Raw genomic sequence first — 20,539 nt, 5'->3', positions numbered from 1 at the left:
GAAGGGCGCGAAGCGACAGAGCACGGCTTGACGAATGACAGCTAGCAGAGCAAACAGCGGCATCGCCCGGACATGATTGCTGTGCACAATGACCAGGATAGTAATTCGTGAACATACAAGACAGTCAGACCCTTTCCGGTTGGAACGATACCTATAAGGCATACCCACTGGACAAGTGCTTACAGCAGTTGATCGAAGAGCAGGTTGAGCGCAGCCCGGACGCGGTGGCGGTGCGTTTCGAAGGCCAGGCCTTAAGCTATCGCGAGTTAAACCGGCAGGCCAATCGGCTAGCCCATTACCTGCGGGAGCTAGGCATCGGGCCAGATAGTCTGGTGGGCGTTCAGATGGAGCGATCAGTAGGGCTAATCATTGCGCTACTGGCGATCATGAAGGCCGGTGGTGCTTATTTGCCGCTGGACCCCGGCTATCCCGATGAGCGATTGGCGTTGATCATTGACGACGCTGCGGTGACAGTGTTGCTGACGCAACAGCGTTTTCGTAGTCGGCTAGCGGGATATGACGGCGAAGTGCTTTGCTTGGACGATGCTAATCAGCAAGCGCTGTTTGGCGATGAGGCCAATCCTGTGCCAATCAATGGTCCCGATGATCTTGCCTATATCATCTATACGTCGGGCTCTACCGGCCGGCCTAAAGGCTGCATGCTGCCGCATAAGGCAATCTGTAATCGCCTGCTGTGGATGCAGCGCCATTATGAGGTTGGCGCAGCCGATAGGATCTTACAAAAAACACCGTTTACCTTTGATGTCTCCGTCTGGGAGCTGTTTTTGCCGCTGCTCAGCGGCGCTTGCTTGGTGATGGCCAAGCCGGAAGGTCACAAGGACGCGCATTACCTGGTGGAGGTCATTCAAGCGGAGCAGATCACCATCTGCCATTTTGTGCCTTCGATGCTGCGCTTTTTCCTTAAGCATCCGGCGGTCTCCGAATGCATATCGCTACAGAAAGTATTTGTTAGCGGCGAGGCGCTGACTCACGACTTGCTGCTCCAGTTCCGCCAACTGTTGAGCGCCGAATTGCATAACTTATATGGTCCGACCGAAGCGGCAGTGGACGTGACCTATTGGCGAGGTGAGCCGCGAGAAGACCAGCTCGTGCCAATCGGTCGACCTATCGATAATATCCAGATATATATTCTGGATAGCGAAGCAAAGCCGGTGCCGATCGGTGAAACTGGCGAGTTGTGCATTGGCGGTGTCGGCCTGGCTCGGGGCTATCTCAATCGGCCTGAGTTGACGGCTGAAAAATTTATCCGCGATCCGTTTTCTGGCGAGGCCGGCGCCAGACTCTACCGCACAGGTGATAAGGCCCGTTTCCTCTGCAATGGCGAGATCGAGCTGCTTGGCCGTTTCGATTCGCAAGTCAAGTTGCGAGGCTTTCGCATTGAACTGGGTGAGATCGAAAGCGCACTGAAAAGCCACCCAGCGATCGACGATGCGGCGGTGCTGGTTAAGGATCTTGGTTCAGCAGATCCTAAACTCGTGGCCTTTGTGGTGGCTCAGGGGCTGGACAAGAAAGCGGTACGGGATTTCATTAAGGCGCGTTTGCCGGAATATATGGTGCCCAATCTGGTTAGCTTTATTGACCAGATTCCCGTGACCGCCCACGGCAAAGCGGACCGCAAGGCGCTGCTCACGGGTGACGTGGAGGCGACGGCCCAACCGCGCAGGCAAGCGATCAACTCGCAGTCGCTGACTGCCTGGCTGCAGCAGTATTTTATCGAGGCGCTTGGGATCGACGAACTGGCAGCCGATGACGATCTGTTTGATCAGGGCGCCACCTCCTTTACGTTGGTGCAAGCAGTCCACAGCATCCAACAGCAGCATCAGGTGACGCTGCCAGTCGATGTGTTTTTGGAGCATCCGACCATCGCTGCAGTTACCGCTTATATTCTTGAGGCTAAAGGCATAACGGCTGACGAGGTGGAGCCGCCGCCGCTGAGCGCTGCACCGGCTTGCCAATCCACGGACAGGGGTTCGGTCCCGTTAGAAAAAGTCAGTTTTGATCCTCGGGCATACTGGCGACCGACCAAAGGCTCATTTGCGAATCTCGAACGGCTTGGACGTCTGCTGTCGCTGCTACGAGAGGTGCCGCTAGACGGCCAGGGCAAGTACCTTTATTCGTCGGCGGGTGGCTTGAATGCTATCCAGTGCTATCTGTATGTGGCTGAAGAGCGGATCGACGGCTTGGCTGGCGGCGTCTATTATTACCAACCGCAGCTCAACCGCCTGCTGCCCGTTAGCGTACCGGCCCAGCTGGATGCACAGGCTTTGCCGCCGGCGCAACGCGCGCAGCTGGCCGAGGCTGGCTTTGCATTGTTCCTGATCGCCGAAAATGACGCGATCGCGCCAATCTACAATAAGGCGTCACCCTTCTTACTGGTGCTCGAGGCGGGTTATATTGAGCAGCTATTGTTGTCCCGCCAGCGCGACTTTGACATCGCGCTGACTCCGGCCTATGGCGTCGATTTTGCGGCGATTGCCGGGTTGTTTAAATTACGGCCGAGCCATCGGTTCCTGCACTGCTTGATCGAGGGCGTTGCGCCGGCTGCCGTGGCGGTGGAAGGTCAAGCACTGAATGATCACTGGCGTCAGTCTGGCCCTCTGTTTGCTGATTTTCTAAGCGAGAAAAATAACGGTTTCGCGTTACCAACTCGGGAGGAATTGGCTCAACTGCATGAAGAGCAGCGCCAGATTCGCCATGACTTGCCGGAGCAGGGCGACGGCGTAATTGAGCTGTGCGCCGAGCCGATCAGCGCTGACGCACTGCGGCTGCGGGCTGCCAAGCGGCAATACTGCGATGGGCCGCTGAATTTGGGTCAGCTGAGCCGGCTGTTAAACCTGTTGCGGGCCGATCAGGTCAACGGGCAGCTGTACCACACCGATGCCGGGTTAGCGCTGAAAGTTTATTTGCACGTTGCTGAACAAAGCGTACAGCAAGGCTGCCAAGGGCCATGGTTGCCTGCCGGGGTATACCGCTACCAGGGCGACAGCCATAGCTTAGTGCGGATCAGCGACGGCGATCTAGCGGCAATCAACAGTTGCTACACGCCGTTTAACCGTAAGCACGCTCATCAGGCACGGTTGCGAATTTTTATCATCGCCGGTCACTCTACGACCTACGGCGATGAAAGCCGTTATTTCAATTTGCTTCAAGCGGGCAGAATCGGTCAGCTACTGCTAGAAAAGCAGGGTGAGTTCGGCATTGGCCTGTGTCCGATTGGATCGATGTATTTCAATAAAATCCGCGACGCGTTCGATCTGGATGACGGCGATGAGCTGGTACACAGCTTTGTGGGCGGCGCGGTGACGCAACCACTGCCCGCTGGCTGGCCGCGGCTAGAAATGCACGGAACCGATGAATCCGCTCAAGTCGCTCACGCGTCGGCGCATGAGATCAATGAACACGTGTCGTCCCGAGCGGTCAAGGCGCACTGCAATGGCGACGCGATGGCAATCATCGGCATCAGCGGCCGCTATCCTGGCGCCGCGAACCCTGATGAGCTATGGCAAAATTTGAGCGCTGGCCGCGCAAGCATCATCCCATTGAGTCGCGAAGCGCTATTTTACGGCAGCGACGATGCGGGCGATTCGCCACAGTGGGCGGTGGGTGCCCTGGCTGGCAAGCAGTTGTTTGATCCATTGCTGTTCAAGATTACGCCGGCGGAGGCGAAAACGCTCGATCCCCAGGAGCGTTTGTTCCTGCAAGCGGTCTGGCACTGTCTGGAAAGTAGCGGCTATACCGCTGCGAGTCTGCGGCGGCAGGCCGAGCGCATTGGCGTGTTTGTCGGCGCAATGTGGGGCGATTACCAGCATCATCGGCCGACTGAACAAGGCGAGCGGGCCACCTCGTTCCTGTCGGCGATCGCCAACCGTGTGTCTTTCTTCAACGATTTCAATGGCCCCAGCGTCGCTTTCGATACCTCATGCTCGTCGGCGATGACTGCGTTGCATTTTGCTTGCAACAGTATTCGCCAGGGCGAGTGCCAGGCAGCGATTGTCGGTGGCGTCAATTTGATCAGCCATCCGTCGCACCTCGAGCTGCTGACTTCATTGAAGCTGTTGTCTGACGATAGCCAATCTTATCCGTTTGGCCGCCATGCCAATGGATGGGTGGCTGGCGAAGGTGTCGGCGCGCTGTTGATTAGGCCACTCGAAGACGCCATGCGGGATGGCGATTCAATCCTCGGTGTCATCCGCGCGACGGCGATCAGTCATAGCGGTAAGACTTTCCGTTACGGTGCGCCCAATGCCGATAGCCACGCGCTGTCGATGCGTCGAGTGCTACAACAGGCGGGACTGTCCGCTGACGAGATCGGCTATGTCGAGGCCGCGGCCCCCGGCGCCAGCCTCGCGGATGGGGCTGAGTTTGCGGCGATCAGCAACGTGTTTGGCGCGCGCCGTAGCGATGCGCCGCTGTTGGTGGGGTCGATCAAAGCCAATATCGGTCACCTCGAATCAGCGTCGGCGCTGTCGCAGATCACCAAAGTGCTGATGCAGCTGAAACACCGGCAGATCGCGCCGACGCTCGGTTGCAATCCGCTCAGCCCGATGATTTGTTTAGACGACAACCATCTTGCCATCGCCGATCAGCTGAGCGACTGGCGGGGGCCGCAGCGCGCGCTCATCAATGCTTTTGGTGCTAGCGGATCTGGTGGTCATCTGATTGTTGAGGCACCGCCGCAACAGGCCGCTGTACGGCAAAGCGACGGGCCCTGGCTGTTTCCGTTTGCCGCCGCAAGTAGCGAGCAGCTTGATCAATTGGTGGCGGCGTTTGCTGACGATATGCAAGCTGGACGGTTTAACGATGTCAGCCTTGGGGATATCAGCTACACCCTGTGTGTCGGTCGAGTCGCGCTGAACCATCGCCTGGCGGTCGTGGCCGATAGCCGAGACGAGTTGGTGGCGCGACTTCAAGGTCAACATTCGCAGATGCCGCTGCGCGGCAGCCTCAAAAAAGAGCCGCAGCCCAGCCGTATTGAAAAGGATCTTCAGGGACTGGACCGCCAAGCGTTGACAGCGATTGCTGGCCAATGGGTCGCCGGACAGAGCAGCTTAGCGCAGATCGCTCGGCATCACCATCGCCGGGTGGCGTTGACGGCTTATCCGTTTGCGGCCGTCGATTGCCATATCGCTGCGTCGGCAAACAGCGATTGCGCCGACGTGCTGCAAAACGAGGCGTCGCGGCCAGGAAACGAGGCGTCGCAGCTAGGAAATGACACGTCGCAGCCAGAACAAGATGAGGTGTTGCGACAGGCACTGGAAAACCATATCAAGCGCCATTTCTCAAAGGTATCGGCGATTCCTGAACATAACCTCGATTGTGAAGACACCTTCGATCGTTATGGCTTGACGTCGCTCATGATTACCACGCTGAACCAACGTTTGGCCCAGGAGTTTGGCGAGCTGTCGGCGACCTTGTTCTTTGAATACCAAAGTATTGCTGCGTTGGCGGGCTATTTTGTCGCCGAGCATCCGCTGCGCAGCCGGCAATTACTGGGGATTCAGGCGACGCAGCCCGTCCTAGCCGCCAGGGTGCAACAGCAGCCACACGTAACGGCAGTGCGACGCTATGACCGGGGCGAGCGAAATGAGCCGATCGCCATCATTGGTTTGGCCGGTCGGTTCCCCGGCGCAGCGGATATCGACAGTTTTTGGAACAACCTCAAAAACGGTGTCGATAGTATCAGCGAGATACCCGCCGAGCGTTGGGAACACAGCAAATATTACAGCCGCGACCGCAGTGTAAAAGGCAAGATCCACACCAAGTGGGGCGGCTTTATCGACGACATCGATCGTTTTGATCCGCTGTTTTTCAATATTTCGCCGCGGGATGCCGAGCGGATGGATCCTCAAGAGCGGATCTTCCTCGAAACCGCCTGGCGCACGCTTGAAGACGCCGGCTACGATAGAGCCGGGCTGCGGCGTCATTACCAGGGTGAAATGGGGGTATTCGTTGGTGTGATGCACGGCGAATACTTGCTGTATACGCGCTCGAGCGCTCCGGACTGCACCGATGATGCGGTCGATTCGTCGTTTGGTTCGATCGCCAATCGCGTGTCTTACGTCTTCGACTGCAACGGTCCAAGTATGGCGGTCGACACCATCTGCTCATCGTCGTTGACGGCGCTGCACTTGGCGGTCGAGAGCCTAAGGCGCGGCGAGTGCCAACTGGCGCTGGCCGGTGGCGTCAACCTGTCATTGCATCCGAACAAATATTTCATTCAGTCCCAGCTGACGATGTCGTCTTCTGACGGTCGCTGTCGCAGCTTTGGCGACGGGGGGGACGGTTTTGTGCCCGGCGAGGGGGTTGGCGCGGTGCTGCTCAAGCCGCTGTCCCGCGCCGAGGCCGACGGCGACAACATTTATGCGGTGATCCGGGCGACCTCAATTAACCATAACGGTAAGACCCATGGCTACACCGTGCCGAGCCCCAATGCGCAGGGCGCCATGATCGCCGATTCGCTCGACAAGGCCGGCATGGATCCACGAGAGCTAAGTTATATCGAGGCCCATGGCACGGGCACAGCGCTTGGCGATCCGATCGAAATCACTGGCCTGCAATTGGGCTTTATTCGGCGCAGCGCGACGCTGGGTAGCGCGATGGCGTCGGCTCAACAATGCGCGGTGGGCTCAGTCAAGTCGAATATTGGACACTTGGAGTCGGCGGCAGGCATTGCCGGGATCGCGAAGGTGCTATTGCAGCTTAAGCATCGCCAGTTGGCGCCCTCGCTGCACTCAAAGCGCTTGAATCCCAACATCCCCTTTGCCGATTCGCCGTTCTATATCCCTCAGCAGCTGCAGGAATGGCGGCGGCCGGTGTTGAATCTCGATGGCCGGGAGCGAGAGTATCCCCGTGCGGCTTCAGTCTCGTCTTTCGGATCGGGTGGCTCAAACGGGCACGTGATCATTGCTGAGTATATTGCACCGACTCGGGACGACGACGTCGGTGGACAGACAGCGATGATTCCTCTATCTGCAAGAACGCCCGCTCAATTACGACAGCAAGTCGAGCAACTGCATCAGTTCCTGCATCGGACCGGTGCTGAGCTTACGCTGCCGCGGCTGGCCGATCTGGCCTTTACGTTGCAGCAGGGCAGGGAGCCGATGGAGTATCGCCTGGCTTTTATCGCCGAGTCGATCGACCAATTGCAGGACAAGCTGGCGCAAAGCGCCGAGTTACTGGCCAACCAGCCCGAACCGTTCGGCTTCTTTGATGGCATTCATATCGGCCGGGTCAAAGATCATAAGGCGGCAATCGCGGTGCTCGCCCATGATGACGATATGGCGGCGACCTTGACCGCCTGGGCCAACAAACGCAAATACGATAAGCTGCTGGAGCTGTGGGTCAAAGGGCTGGCGCTTGACTGGACGCTATTTGGTCAGCCGAAAGAGGCGGCCAAGCGGATCAGCCTCCCCAGCTACCCCTTTGCTCGCGAACGGATCTGGGTCTCTGGCGAGTCCCACTTCCCGTCGCTGGGACAGCAAAGCGGTGGGGGACGGGTGCATCCTTTGCTGCACACCAACGTATCGGATTTGTCGCAGCAAAAATTTATCTCAATATTCGACGGCAGGGAGTTCTTCCTGCGGGATCACCTGATCCGTGACCACAAGGTTTTGCCGGGCGTCGCCTACCTTGAAATGGCGCGTGAGGCGATCATCCGCTCGCTGGGGGAGCAGGTGCCAACCGGCGTGCTGAGCTTGCGCAATCTGGTGTGGTCACAGCCGGTCATGCTCAGCCAGCAAAGCGACGACTCGGTTGAAGTCGAGATCCGTATCGACAGTCCTGACGAACATCGACTGACCTTCGACATTCTCGAGCGCAAACAGCAGGCGGTGTGCTGCCAAGGCGAAGCGGCTTTTGTTCAGGATGCCGATGAACCGGCAGAATCGTTGACTTCGCTACAAGCGGCGATCGGCGGCCATATGCTCGACGCGGATGCGTTGTATCGGCTGTTCGACAGCATGCAGATCTACTATGGCCCGTGGCACCGATCGGTGAAAGCGCTGCGGATCGATGGTGGCCAAGTGCTGGCGCAGATTGAACTACCGCAAGCGCTGACCTCGGAGCACGAGCGACTCGTTTTACATCCCAGCCTGATGGACGGCGCTTTGCAGGCGACCGTAGGCTTACTCGTCGCGGATCAGCTCGATCAAGGGTTGACGCCGCAACTGACGCATACGTGGGTGCCTTTTGCGTTGACGCAACTACAGCTGAGCGGCGCCGAGCTGGGTCATCAGATCTGGGCTTGGGTGCGCCCTTGCACCGAGCAGACTGAAGCGGGACAGTCGACATTCAATATCGATATTTATAATCAACAGGGCCAACATTGCGCCGCGCTGCGTGAATTTGCGCTACGGGTCATGAAAAAGCCGTCACCGCTGGAAGTGATGCTTGAAGATCGGCCACAAAGCGACTGTTATCTGGTGGAAAAGTGGCAACGTTTCTGCCCCCAAGACCTGGTCCCGTCTACCGGCCGGCTGCTGCTAATTAGCAATGATCCGCAGGGCCACAAACAGTTGATCGCCCGTTATCCGCAAGCGGGTTCATTGTTGTTGGATGGCCATGAATCTATTGAGCAGCTTACGGAACGGCTGCGCGAAGTGGGGCCCATTGAGCACCTGATATGGCTGGCACCGGCAACATTGGCGCAGCAGGAGAATCTCGACGGCATGATCCGCGCCCAGCAGCATGGCGTGCTGAGCTGCTTTCGCTTGATTAAGGCACTGCTGGCGTTGGCGCTGGATCAGCAGCCGCTGACCTGGACGGTGATGACTCGAGGTGTGCTGACAGTATCTAACGAGGCTGACAGCCACTCTCAAGCCGTGACCGGGCCGGTGGCACCGGCTCATGCCAGCGTGCATGGACTGATTGGCGTCATGGCCAAGGAATACAGTCACTGGCGGGTGCGGCTGGTGGATCTGCCGGTAGGCGACGGTTGGCCCACTGTGGATCCGCTGTCATTGCCCACCCATCCTCGTGGCGATGCGCTGGTGTGTCGCGACGATGTCTGGTACCGTCAATATCTTGCGCCTTACCTACCGCTGTCGGAATGGGATGCAACGGATGCGGCCGCGCAGCTAGGCGACGTAGACAGTCTCTATCGCGATGAGGGCGTGTATCTGGTGATTGGCGGCGCCGGTGGTATCGGCCGGTTGTGGAGCGAGTATCTGATTCGCACTCGACGGGCGCAAATTATCTGGCTGGGACGTCGCGAGCAGAACAGCGACATTGACCAGGCGATCGCCGAGCTTGCCAAGCTTGGACCCGCGCCGCGCTATCTTCGTGCCGATGCCAGCAACCATGCCGCGCTACGACAGGCGGTGGCACAAGTCTACACCGAGTATGGCAGGATCCATGGCGTGGTTCATGCAGCCATCCAGCTTCAGGATCAAAGTCTGGCGCGGATGGATGAGCAAAGATTTACCACCGGCTTGGCCGCTAAGGTGGATGTTTGCGTTCGTCTGGCTGAGATGTTTGCGCATCAGCCGCTGGACTTCATGTTGTTTTTCTCGTCGTTGCAAAGCTTTACCAAGTCAGCTGGGCAGAGCAACTACGCCGCCGGCTGTACGTTTAAAAACGCCTTTGGCCATTATCTTGCACAGCAGTGTTCCTACCCAGTCAAAGTGATTAACTGGGGTTACTGGGGGCATGTCGGCTCGGTGGCCAGCGAAGACTATCGTCGAAGAATGGCTGAGGTCGGTCTCGGTTCGATCGAGGGCGAGCAGGCGATGGCTGCGTTGGACATGCTGTTGGCCGGGCCGCTTTCCCAGCTCACGTTCTTGCGGACCTCGCAGCGGCTTAGCGATACGTTCAGCCACCTGGCGCTGCCGACGCATCCGGCTGGGCCTTTTGGCGAGTATGGCCAGAGACTGACGCAAGCCTACCCGTCGCTGATTGCCCGGATAAAAAAACATCTGGTTGTGGACAACCACGCGATTCGGACGGTGACGCAGCAGATGCAGGCCCGCAAGGCGGCCATCGACGCGTTGCAAGGCCGCTTGCTGTACGCCCAGCTGCAGCAACTGGGCTGGTTTAGTAGCGAGCACGAAATCATCGAGCAGATGAAGCAACGCAGCGGTTTGCTGCCGATGTATGAGCGCTGGATCGATAAGAGCCTTGACGAGCTAGCGCAGCGCGGCTACCTGTCCATGGAGGGCGGCCATTGTCCGACAGCCTATCGTGTGGCCCATCCTCAGCCGCTGGCAGTTGAATCCCTATGGAACGAATGGGAGGCGCAAAAGCCGGATTGGCTAGAACACGCCAGTCTGAAAGCTGAGGTGATCCTTGCCGAGGCCACCCTGCGGGTGCTGCCAGCGATCCTCAATGGGCGAATCATGGCCACGGACATCATGTTCCCTGACTCATCGATGGCCATGGTCGAGGGGATCTACAAGCATAATCCGGTGTCCGATTTTTTCAATGAAGTGATGCTCAACGCGATGGTTGAGTTTGTCAGGGCACGGCTGGAACAGGCGCCGATCCGTATTCTGGAGATTGGTGCCGGCACTGGCGGCACCAGTGCACGGGCGTTTGAAAAACTTCGGCCTTATCAGCGGCAAATCGCGGAATACTGCTACACCGATGTATCACAGGCATTCCTGATGCATGCGCGGCAAACGTACGGGCCGGACAACCCGTACCTCAGCTATCAGCTCTTCAATGTTGACAGGCCTTTGGCTGAGCAAGGCATCAAGATTGGTCACTATGATCTGGTGATGGCCACCAATGTCTTGCACGCGACGCAGGATCTACGGCGGACGATGAAAAACGCCAAGGCAGCGTTGAAGCACAACGGCCTGGTGATGATCAACGAGATTTGTCGCAACGGCCTGTTTACCCACTTGACCTTCGGCTTGCTCAAGGGATGGTGGTTGTTTGATGATCAGGATTTGCGCTTGCCCGGTGGACCCGCGCTCGCACCCAAACAGTGGAAACAGGTGCTGGAGAGTGAAGGCTACAGGCAGGTCTATTATCCGGCGCTGGCCGACCACGACCTTGGTCAGCAAATCGTGATCGCCGAGAGCAACGGCGTCATCTGGCAGGATCGACACAGCGATGTGGAACCGACCAAGGTTGCGCCCAAGCGCCTGGCAGTGCAGGCGGCTCCCGCTTCGCGGCCACCGCAGCGCAGCGTCAACACGGTATCGGTGGGCGAGGTGACGCCCCAGGCGCTAAAAGATCAGACGGTGCACTATCTTAAGCAGATGATCGGCGGGCTGTTCAAAATTCGGCCCGAGCAGATCGATGCCGGGGAGCCGCTCGAGACGTATGGCATCGATTCGATTCTGGTGGTGCAGCTGACCAACCTGCTGCGCGACAAGCTGTCGGGGATCAGCAGTACGCTGTTCTTCGAATACCAGACCATCGACGCGCTTGCGGATCATTTTGTTGAGTCACAAAAAGATCAGCTTAGGGCCCTGCTGGGACTGGATAAGGCGTCGGTGGTCGAACAGCCAGCGTCGGTGGATACAGCCTCGACGCATGCGGCCAATACGTTAGTCAAGCTAGCCGCTGGGCACCGCTTTGCCGCCAAGACGCCCGACAGCGCGCCAAAGGGCCAGGGTGGCACTGACGTCGCGATCATCGGCCTAGCGGGACGCTACGCGCATTCGGATAATGTCCAAGCGCTGTGGCAGCGCCTAAAAAATGGCGAGAACTGTATTGATGAAGTGCCGGCGGATCGCTGGGATTGGCGTCAATACTTCGATCAGACGCCGGGCAAAAAAGGCAGCATTTATACCCGCTGGGGCGGTTTCATTCGGGACATCGACAAATTTGATCCGCTGTTTTTCCATATCTCGCCCCATGAGGCGCAGAAGATGGATCCCCAAGAGCGGCTTTTCTTGGAAGAGGCCTATCACTGCATCAGCGATGCCGGCTATACCCCGGGTCGTTTGTCTGAACGGCATCGGGTGGGCGTGTTTGTCGGCGTGATGAATGGAACCTACACCCATCAGTCCAGCTATTGGTCGATCGCCAACCGGGTGTCTTATCAGTTCAATTTCCAAGGACCGAGTATGGCGGTGGATACCGCCTGCTCATCGTCAATCACCGCGATCCATCTGGCGCTGGAAAGCTTGCATAGCGGCGTGAGCGACTGCGCGTTGGTCGGTGGGGTCAACTTGGTGATCGATCCCGTGCACTATATGCGTCTGACCGAGATGAAAATGCTATCGTCAGGCAAGCAGTGCAAGGCGTTTGGGACGGATGCCGACGGTTTTGTCGCCGGCGAGGGCGTGGGTGCGCTGCTGCTCAAGCCGTTGGCTCAAGCTGAGGCGGACGGCGATCGGATTTACGGCGTGATCAAAGGCAGCATGATCAATGCCGGCGGCAAGACCAACGGCTATACCGTGCCGAATCCATTGGCCCAGAGCCGACTGGTGGCCGATTCGTTGGCCAGGGCCGGCGTGGAGGCTAGGGCGGTAAGCTATGTCGAAGCCCACGGCACCGGCACGTCGCTGGGGGATCCGATTGAGATTGCGGGCTTGACCAGAGCGTTCAATAGCGGCGCCGAGACGGCCGCTAAACAGTATTGTGCGATTGGCTCAATCAAGTCCAATATCGGCCATTGTGAAAGTGCTGCCGGCATTGCGGGCATCACCAAGGTGCTGCTGCAGCTCAAGCACCGCCAACTGGCTCCGTCGCTGCACGCCGATGAACTCAATCCAGAGATTGATTTCGCTAATACGCCGTTCGTGGTGCAGCAGTCGCTGGCTGACTGGCATCGACCCGAGGTCATAATCAACGGCAGCCGTCAGGCATTCAAGCGCATTGCTACGGTGTCATCCTTCGGCGCTGGTGGTGCCAACGCGCACGTAGTGATCGAAGAATACGAAGATCATCGGCCGCGTCCGGTGATTGTCGTCAACGAGCAGCAGCCGGCGATCATTCCGTTATCGGCCAAGACGCAGGCCCAGCTATTGCAGCAGGTCAGCCTGTTGCTGCATGCACTGGAGCAGGACGAGCTAGGCGACGCCGATTTGCCGGCACTGGCCTATACGTTGCAGGTCGGTCGGGAGGCGATGGAGTATCGGCTAGGATGGCTGGCTCGCTCACTCGCCCATTTGAAGACCCAACTGCAAGATTTTATTGATCATCCGTCTACAGCTGCCTGCTATAGCGGCCGGGTCAAGGATCATGACAAGGCGCTGTCGCTGCTGGCTGGTGCAGACAGACAAAGCACCATCGCTAACTGGATTGACCGTGGCCAGCCTGAAAAATTGCTCGAGGCGTGGGTCAACGGGTTAACGCTGGATTGGCGCTTGATGTACCGACAGGGCACGCCGACGCCAATTAGCTTGCCAGGTTATCCGTTTGCCCGTGAGCGCTATTGGCACAACGATGAGCCGGCGCAAGCGTTAGCGACCAGCGAGGCGCGACTTCATCCACTCTTGCATCGCAACGTCTCTGACCTACGTGGTTTGCGTTACCTCAGCCGGTTCAGTGGCCAAGAAAGCTTCCTTTCTGGACACCGAATCAACGGTCGCGGCGTTTTGCCGGGTGCGGCGATGATCGGAATGATCGATGCGGCGCTCACGGACGCATTGGGTGATGAACGGCCTGCGGGCACGGCGCGGGTTATCCGTGACCTGTTCTGGTATCAGCCCTTCAGCGTGGATACGACCAACCATGGCGAGCTATTTGTTGAGCTGGCGGCGCAGCCGGATGGCGAATGCCAAATCGGGATTTGCTCGTATGATTTCGCCGGGCAGCTGCAACTGCATTGCCGGGCGGTGGCGGGGACCGCTGTGGCGCAACCGGCGAAGCTTGACTTCATGACTGGCGACGCTCGCCCGATGGATGTTGATGCCTGCTACCAGCGTTTCACCGCCATGGGCATCGAATATGGCATAAGCCATCGCAGGATCCAGTCGCTGCTGCGCCATGGGGACCAAGCACTGGCTTGGGTTGCGCTGGAAGACGCTGCGGTGAGCGACGGTTACGCTATTCATCCTGGGCTGCTGGATGCCGCGATGCAAGCGGTGATGGCATTGTTGTTTGATGAGCTTGGAGAGCGGCCACCGTTGCTGTTGCCCGAGGGGCTGGCCGAATGGGTGCTATTTGACGACTGCCCGACAACACTGCAAGTCCAGATTCGCCGTGCTGGACGCACACCAGGTGGCTATCGCTTTGATCTGGCTCTGTTTGACAAAAACGGCCGGTGCTGCGCGACCATCCGTCAGTTGTCGTTCAAAACGTTGTCTGCTGACAACGACGTTACCAGCGAAACACTGCTCTGCCACCGGCAATGGCATGAGGCTGCGCTGGCTTCGGCCACGGATGCGCCGGTGACGTCCCAGCTGGTGCTGACGCTGGGCCACCATCCAGCCTTTGCCAACCTGCCGGAGCAGTTGCAAGCGCATCCACCCATTTCCAGCCTGGCGATGCACAGTGACGATTATCGACAGGCGGCGCTGGCGTTGGTCGAACAACTCAAACCACTGCTTCGCACTGAGCGCCGCTGCATGGTTCAGCTGGTGATCCCGGCAAACGATCAGCACGGTTATCGCGGTCTTGGCGGCCTGTTGTACAGCGCCAGCCGGGAGCAGCCGGCGTTGATTGGCCAGTTGATAGAAGTGTCGCTTGGGCTCGATGCGTCGCAATTAGCGGGGCAACTGGCGGCCGAACGGGCTGCACCTGGTGAGCGCCAATTGCGTTATCTGCTTGATGCCGGCAAGTTACGGCGCCAGGAGCTAACCTGGCACCACCGGCCATTAAGTCATAGCCCTGCGCCCTGGCGGCCGGACGGCGTCTATCTGATTACTGGAGGCCTGGGCGGCGTGGGCATGATCGTCGCGCGGGCGATTCTGGACGCTGCACCGGGCGCGAGCGTGGTGCTGTGCGGCCGTACCGAGGCTAACGCGCCGTCGGTTGCCGACAAGCTGGCGCAATTGGGCGCACAATGTCACTACCGTGCTGTGGATCTGGCACAGGCGGGTCAGGTTGAGCGCTTGATCGCTGGAATCATGATGGAACACGGCGGATTACATGGCATTATCCATTGCGCCGGGCTCACTCGTGACACGCTGTTAGCACACAAAACGCAGCAGGACTTCGAAGACGTGTTCGCCGCTAAGGTAGCTGGCGTGCGCCACCTCGACCAGTGCAGCGCTGCGGTGGCACTGGACTTCTTTGTGCTATGTTCATCTATTGCCAGCGTACTGGGCAACGCCGGGCAGAGTGATTACGCTGCGGCTAACGGCTATCTCGATGCCTTTGCCAGTCTGCGCAATCAACGGGTCGCGGCGGGACAGCGCCATGGCCGCACCGTGGCAATTAACTGGCCGCTGTGGCTCGAAGGCGGCATGCAAATGGACGATGCCGCTCGACGTGCGCTGGCGCAACGCACTGGCATCAAGGCGATGACCGGGACGACGGGTATTCGGGCGCTATACCAGGCGCTGCAAAGCGATGAAGATCAGTTGATGGTCCTGGCAGGCGACAAAGACAAACTGGTCGCGCTGCTAAGCCGCGAACCGGCGCCTGTCAGCCCAGCCATCACAGCGGTCGACGGCGACGATGTATTAACGGGATTGCGCCGGTTGTTAGCCGACACGATCAAGATCGATGAGTCGCGGCTTGACAACGACGAGCCGTTTGAAAAATACGGCATTGACTCGCTGATGGTCATGGACATGACGGCGGCGCTGGAAAAACGCTTTGGGCCGCTGCCGAAGACGTTGTTTTTTGAATATCCCAGCTTGCAAAGCTTGGCGGATCATCTCGTCGCGCGGCTGCCGCAAAAGCCCGCTGTCAGCCAAGTCGCATCCGCTGCCTGCGGCTCGTTGAACGCGCAGTTGCGCGCAATGCTGGCGAGCACGCTGGGGATTGCGCTGGAACAGATCGATGATGCGCAGTGCTTCGAGCAATATGGCCTTGACTCGCTGAAGATCATGGAGATGACCAGCGTGCTCGAAAAACGTTTTGGCGCTTTACCGCGTACGCTGCTATTTGAACACTCCAGCTTGCAGCAACTGGCGCACTATTTGGCCAACCGGCCGCTCGAGCCGCAGGGTACGACGGCGGTAATCCCGACTGACGAACAAAAGCCGCTGGCGACGCCAGAATCCGGGGGCAAGGGCAGTCAGTCCCGCCGGCTGTTCGACAGCGTGGCGAATACAACAAGCCCCCGTGTCCAGCCAAGGCTGCAAGATAGCCAGCCAGGTCCTCAGCGCAGGGACGATATCGCGATCATCGGCGTGGCGGGGCGCTATCCCGAAGCTGAAAATTTGGAGGTCTTCTGGCAGAATCTACGCGGAGGCAAAAACAGCATCACCGAAATTCCGGCCGAGCGCTGGAACTGGCGCGAGTACTACAGCGAAAATCGTCGTGAAAGTGGCGTGCACAACAGTAAGTGGGGCGGATTTATCGACGGCGTCGATCAATTTGATCCCCTGTTTTTCAATATTTCGCCGCTGGAAGCTGAACTGATTGATCCACAGGAACGGCTATTCCTGCAGACCGCCTGGTCGGCGATGGAAGACGCCGGTTACAGCCGCCGTATCGGTGGCGAGCAGACCGAGGATAGCGCGCAAGTGGGCGTCTACGTCGGCGTCATGTATGGCGAATACCAGCTATTCGGTGCTGAAGCCAGCCTGCGTGGCCAGCGCATGGGCTTTGCTGGCTGCACCGCCAGTATCGCCAACCGGACATCGTTCTGCCTCAATCTGCAGGGCCCGAGCATGACGGTCGACTCGATGTGCTCCAGCTCGCTGACGGCCATTCACCTTGCCTGTCAGGATTTGCGCAATGGCCGCACGTCGATGGCCATTGCCGGCGGCGTCAACCTGACGATTCATCCTAACAAGTACTTGATGCTGAGCAGCGGTCAATTCATCTCGAACCAGGGCCATTGCGCGAGCTTTGGTGAAGGCGGTGACGGCTATGTGCCGGGCGAGGGGGTGGGCGCAGTCATCCTGAAGCGACTGGCCGATGCGCAGCGCGATGGCGATCACATTTATGGGGTAATCAAAGGCAGTTACCTGAATCACGGTGGCAAGAGTACCGGTTACAGCGTGCCCAATCCACGGGCACAGCAGGCAGCGATCAGCGGCGCGCTGCAGGACGCCGGCGTCGATCCGGCCATCGTCAGCTATATCGAGGCGCATGGCACGGGCACCAAGCTGGGCGATCCGATCGAAATTGCTGGCCTGGCCAACGCGTTGGGAACACGCAAACCGGAGCAGACTTGCTGGTTAGGGTCGGTCAAGTCAAATATTGGTCACTGTGAGGCGGCAGCGGGGATCGCTGGGTTGACCAAGGTGCTGCTCCAGTTGAAACACCGGCAAATTGCGCCGTCGCTGCACTCACAAAAACTCAATCCCTTTATTGACTTTGCGGCAACGCCCTTCGAAGTCAACCAGCAACTGCGAGCGTGGCCGCAACCGTTGCTGAATGGTCAAGCCGTACCGCGGATCGCCGGCATTTCCTCGTTTGGTGCCGGCGGCTCCAACGGCCATTTGATCGTCGCGGAGTACAGTCAAGCTAAGCCCGTGCTTGACGATAGCGGCAAGCCCGAAATGATTCTGCTGTCGGCCCGAGAGCCCGAGCAGCTGCGGCAGATCGCCAGCCGCTTGCTGGCCAGACTCGAGCATTTGCAAGCCACGGATAGCTTGGCGGCCATTGCCTACACGCTCCAAGTGGGCCGGGAAGCGATGGAGCATCGTGCAGCATTCATCACCAGCGGGATGGCAAGCTTGCTCGACGCATTACGTCGCCTGTCAGACGGTGACAGTCGTGGCTGGATTTGTGGCGACGCGAGCACGACCAGCGAGCGGGTTGAACAGTTTAAAACTCGCTTCCAGGGGCAGTGGCGTGAGCAGCTGGTCAGGCTCTTTAAGAACGGTGAACAGCAGCCGTTGCTGCAGTTGTGGAGCGAGGGCCTGTCCATCGACTGGGCTGCGCTATGGACTGCCAGCGGTGAGCAACGCCAGCGGATCAGCTTGCCGAGTTATCCGTTCGCCACTCGCCGTTACTGGGCACCTACGGGAGCTAGACCCGTATCGTCATCGACGCCTATGCAGTTGCACCCGTTAGTGCATCAAAACAGCTCAAGATTTGAGCAACAGCAATTTGTAACTGAATTTAGCGGTGACGAGCCTTGGCTGAAGGATCACAAGGTGAGTGGACGCAAAACCCTACCCGGTGTGGCGTATTTGGAAATGATTCGGGTCGCGGTGATGCATTCGCTGGCCCACGGCAAAGCAGACGCTATGGTGATTGAGCAGCTGCACTGGTTAGCGCCGTTGACGGTTGAGTCCAATCCGCGCCGTATGCAGATCAGCCTGGCGCGCGTGGATGAACGGATTCGTGTCAAATGGTTCACCAACGAGGGCGACTTATCCGTGCTGCATGGCCAGGCCACTGCGATAACCGGCCTGTCGCTTCATGAAGAGCCATTGGATCTGGCGTACTGGCAGGGCCTGAACTGGCGACTGCGGCTTGACAGCGACGAAGTTTATCGTCTCTTTAGTGAGATGGGCATAGATTACGGCGACAGCCATCGCGGGATCCGCCAGTTGATGGTGGCGCAGCGGGGTAGCCGGCGTGATGTGCTGGCGCAGTTGGAACTCGATGGCGCATTGCCCGGCACAGCCGATGACTGGTGGCTGAATCTGGGGATCACTGACAGCGCACTGCAGGCGGCGATCGGCATGTTGTTGCCGCTCGACGGCAGCGTGGCGGATCGGGCGTCGCCTTTAATGCCCTTTGCGCTGGAGCGGGTGGAAATCCTCGCGCCTTGTCGTCAGCGGATGTGGGCGTTGCTGCACAGAGACGACGCAGATAACGCGGCCGGCAAAATCGATATTGATCTTTGCGACGATCAAGGACAAATCTGCGTACGGTTCTTGGGCTTAAGCTCCAGGCAACTGCCTGCAGAGTCAAAACCGCCAAGCGCGGCGCTCGAGCGGGTCGATCCACTTGTCCCCCAGCAGCAGGAAGCGCGCCATCTGCTGGCGCCGATCTGGTCGGTGGTCAACGGTGCGGTCGCTGAGCGGCGTCAACAGCAGGGCGCGGCGCTGATCTTCGGCGCAACCCCGGCGCGGCGCCAGGCGTTGGCCAAGCTGTATCCCGGCGCTGCGTTGGCGCCGAACACGGACGACTCGGAGGCCGGCTACCAGGCCGCACTGAACACCCAATCGAAACTCGCCGAGGTGATTTGGTTGGCGCCAGCCAGCGACGACCATTGTGCCAGCGCGTCGGAACTGGTTGCCGCACAACAGCACGGCGTACTGGCGCTGTTCAGACTGATCAAAGTGCTGCTGAGTTTGGGTTACGGTCGCCAGCCTCTACGTTTGACGTTGGTCACCGAGCAGGCGATTAACACGCTGCCTGGCGAGTCCTGCCGGCCAGCCCATGCTGCAGTGCACGGATTGGCTGGCTCTTTGGCCAAGGAATATCCGCACTGGCGAGTGCAACTCGCGGATCTGCCCAACGAACAGTTGGCTTCTCTGGCCAATGCGCCATTCGATCACGCCGCTTCGGGTGAATTGCTGGCGCTGCGCCACGATCAGTGGTGGTTCCGGAAGCTGGCCCGGGTGACGGTCGATGCGCCGCCTGCAACGCAGCAGCCCGCCTATCGCAACGGCGGCGTCTACCTGGTGATCGGCGGTGCGGGGGGGATCGGCACAGTTTGGAGCCACCATGTCATCAGCCACCATCGCGCTAGGGTGATCTGGATCGGTCGTCGATCGCCGGATCAGCAGCTTAAAGCCAAGCTCGATGAACTGACTGCTGTCAGTCTTCGCCATAATGCCCCGGCGCCTGTTTATTTCCAGGCCGATGCGGCAAACGAGCAGCAACTGGCCGAGGTACGACGACACATTATCGAGCGCTTTGGTGAGATCAACGGTGTGGTGCACTCGGCCATCGTGCTTAAGGACCAAAGCCTAGCCAATATGGATGAACAGACCTTTACCCGTGTGCTAAACGCCAAGGTCGCGACCAGCGTTGCACTGGCTCGGGCTTTCGAGCCAAGCGCCGCTTCGCTGGATTTCGTCCTCTTCTTCTCGTCGATGATGTCCTTTAGCACAGCCGCTGGCCAAAGCAACTATGCTGCCGGCTGCACATTTGCCGATGCCTTTGCCGATCGACTCAGAGCCGATTGGCCTTGCCCGGTCAAAGTGATCAATTGGGGCTATTGGGGCAGTGTCGGCTCGGTGAGTGACGTCCGTTACCGTGACCGGATGAGCGCGCTAGGATTGGGCTCGATCGAGCCGCAGGAAGGCATGCTGGTATTGGAGCAATTGTTGGGCGGCGTGATGAATCAATTGGCGTTGCTGAAAACCCTTCAAAGTGAAGAGATCGACGGCCTCGACAGCTTGGCTGGACTGCTCAGCCATGAGCAAATCAAGCTTTATCCTGATGACCACGGCAGTATGGCGGTGATGCGCAATCGGCTGACGGATAGACTAGCAGCGTTGGCGCCGCCGTTGGGCGCAAGCCAACCCATCTCCGGTGTTTCCGGCACGCTCGAGTGCGTATGACGCAACACCTTGATATCGCAACCATGAAGAGACGG

Annotated in this window: 1 protein-coding gene; it reads left to right on the top strand. The window is 58.8% G+C overall.

Annotated elements, in window-relative coordinates:
• Positions 1 to 107 precede the first annotated feature (107 nt).
• Positions 108 to 20,504, top strand: a complete 20,397-nt coding sequence (locus tag KPG66_RS07580) for an amino acid adenylation domain-containing protein (protein WP_237070497.1) — start codon at positions 108 to 110, stop codon at positions 20,502 to 20,504.
• Positions 20,505 to 20,539 lie beyond the last annotated feature (35 nt).

Source organism: Mycetohabitans sp. B2 (assembly GCF_021733735.1).
Classification (GTDB): domain Bacteria; phylum Pseudomonadota; class Gammaproteobacteria; order Burkholderiales; family Burkholderiaceae; genus Mycetohabitans; species Mycetohabitans rhizoxinica.
This window is presented reverse-complemented; position numbering and strand designations above follow the sequence as displayed.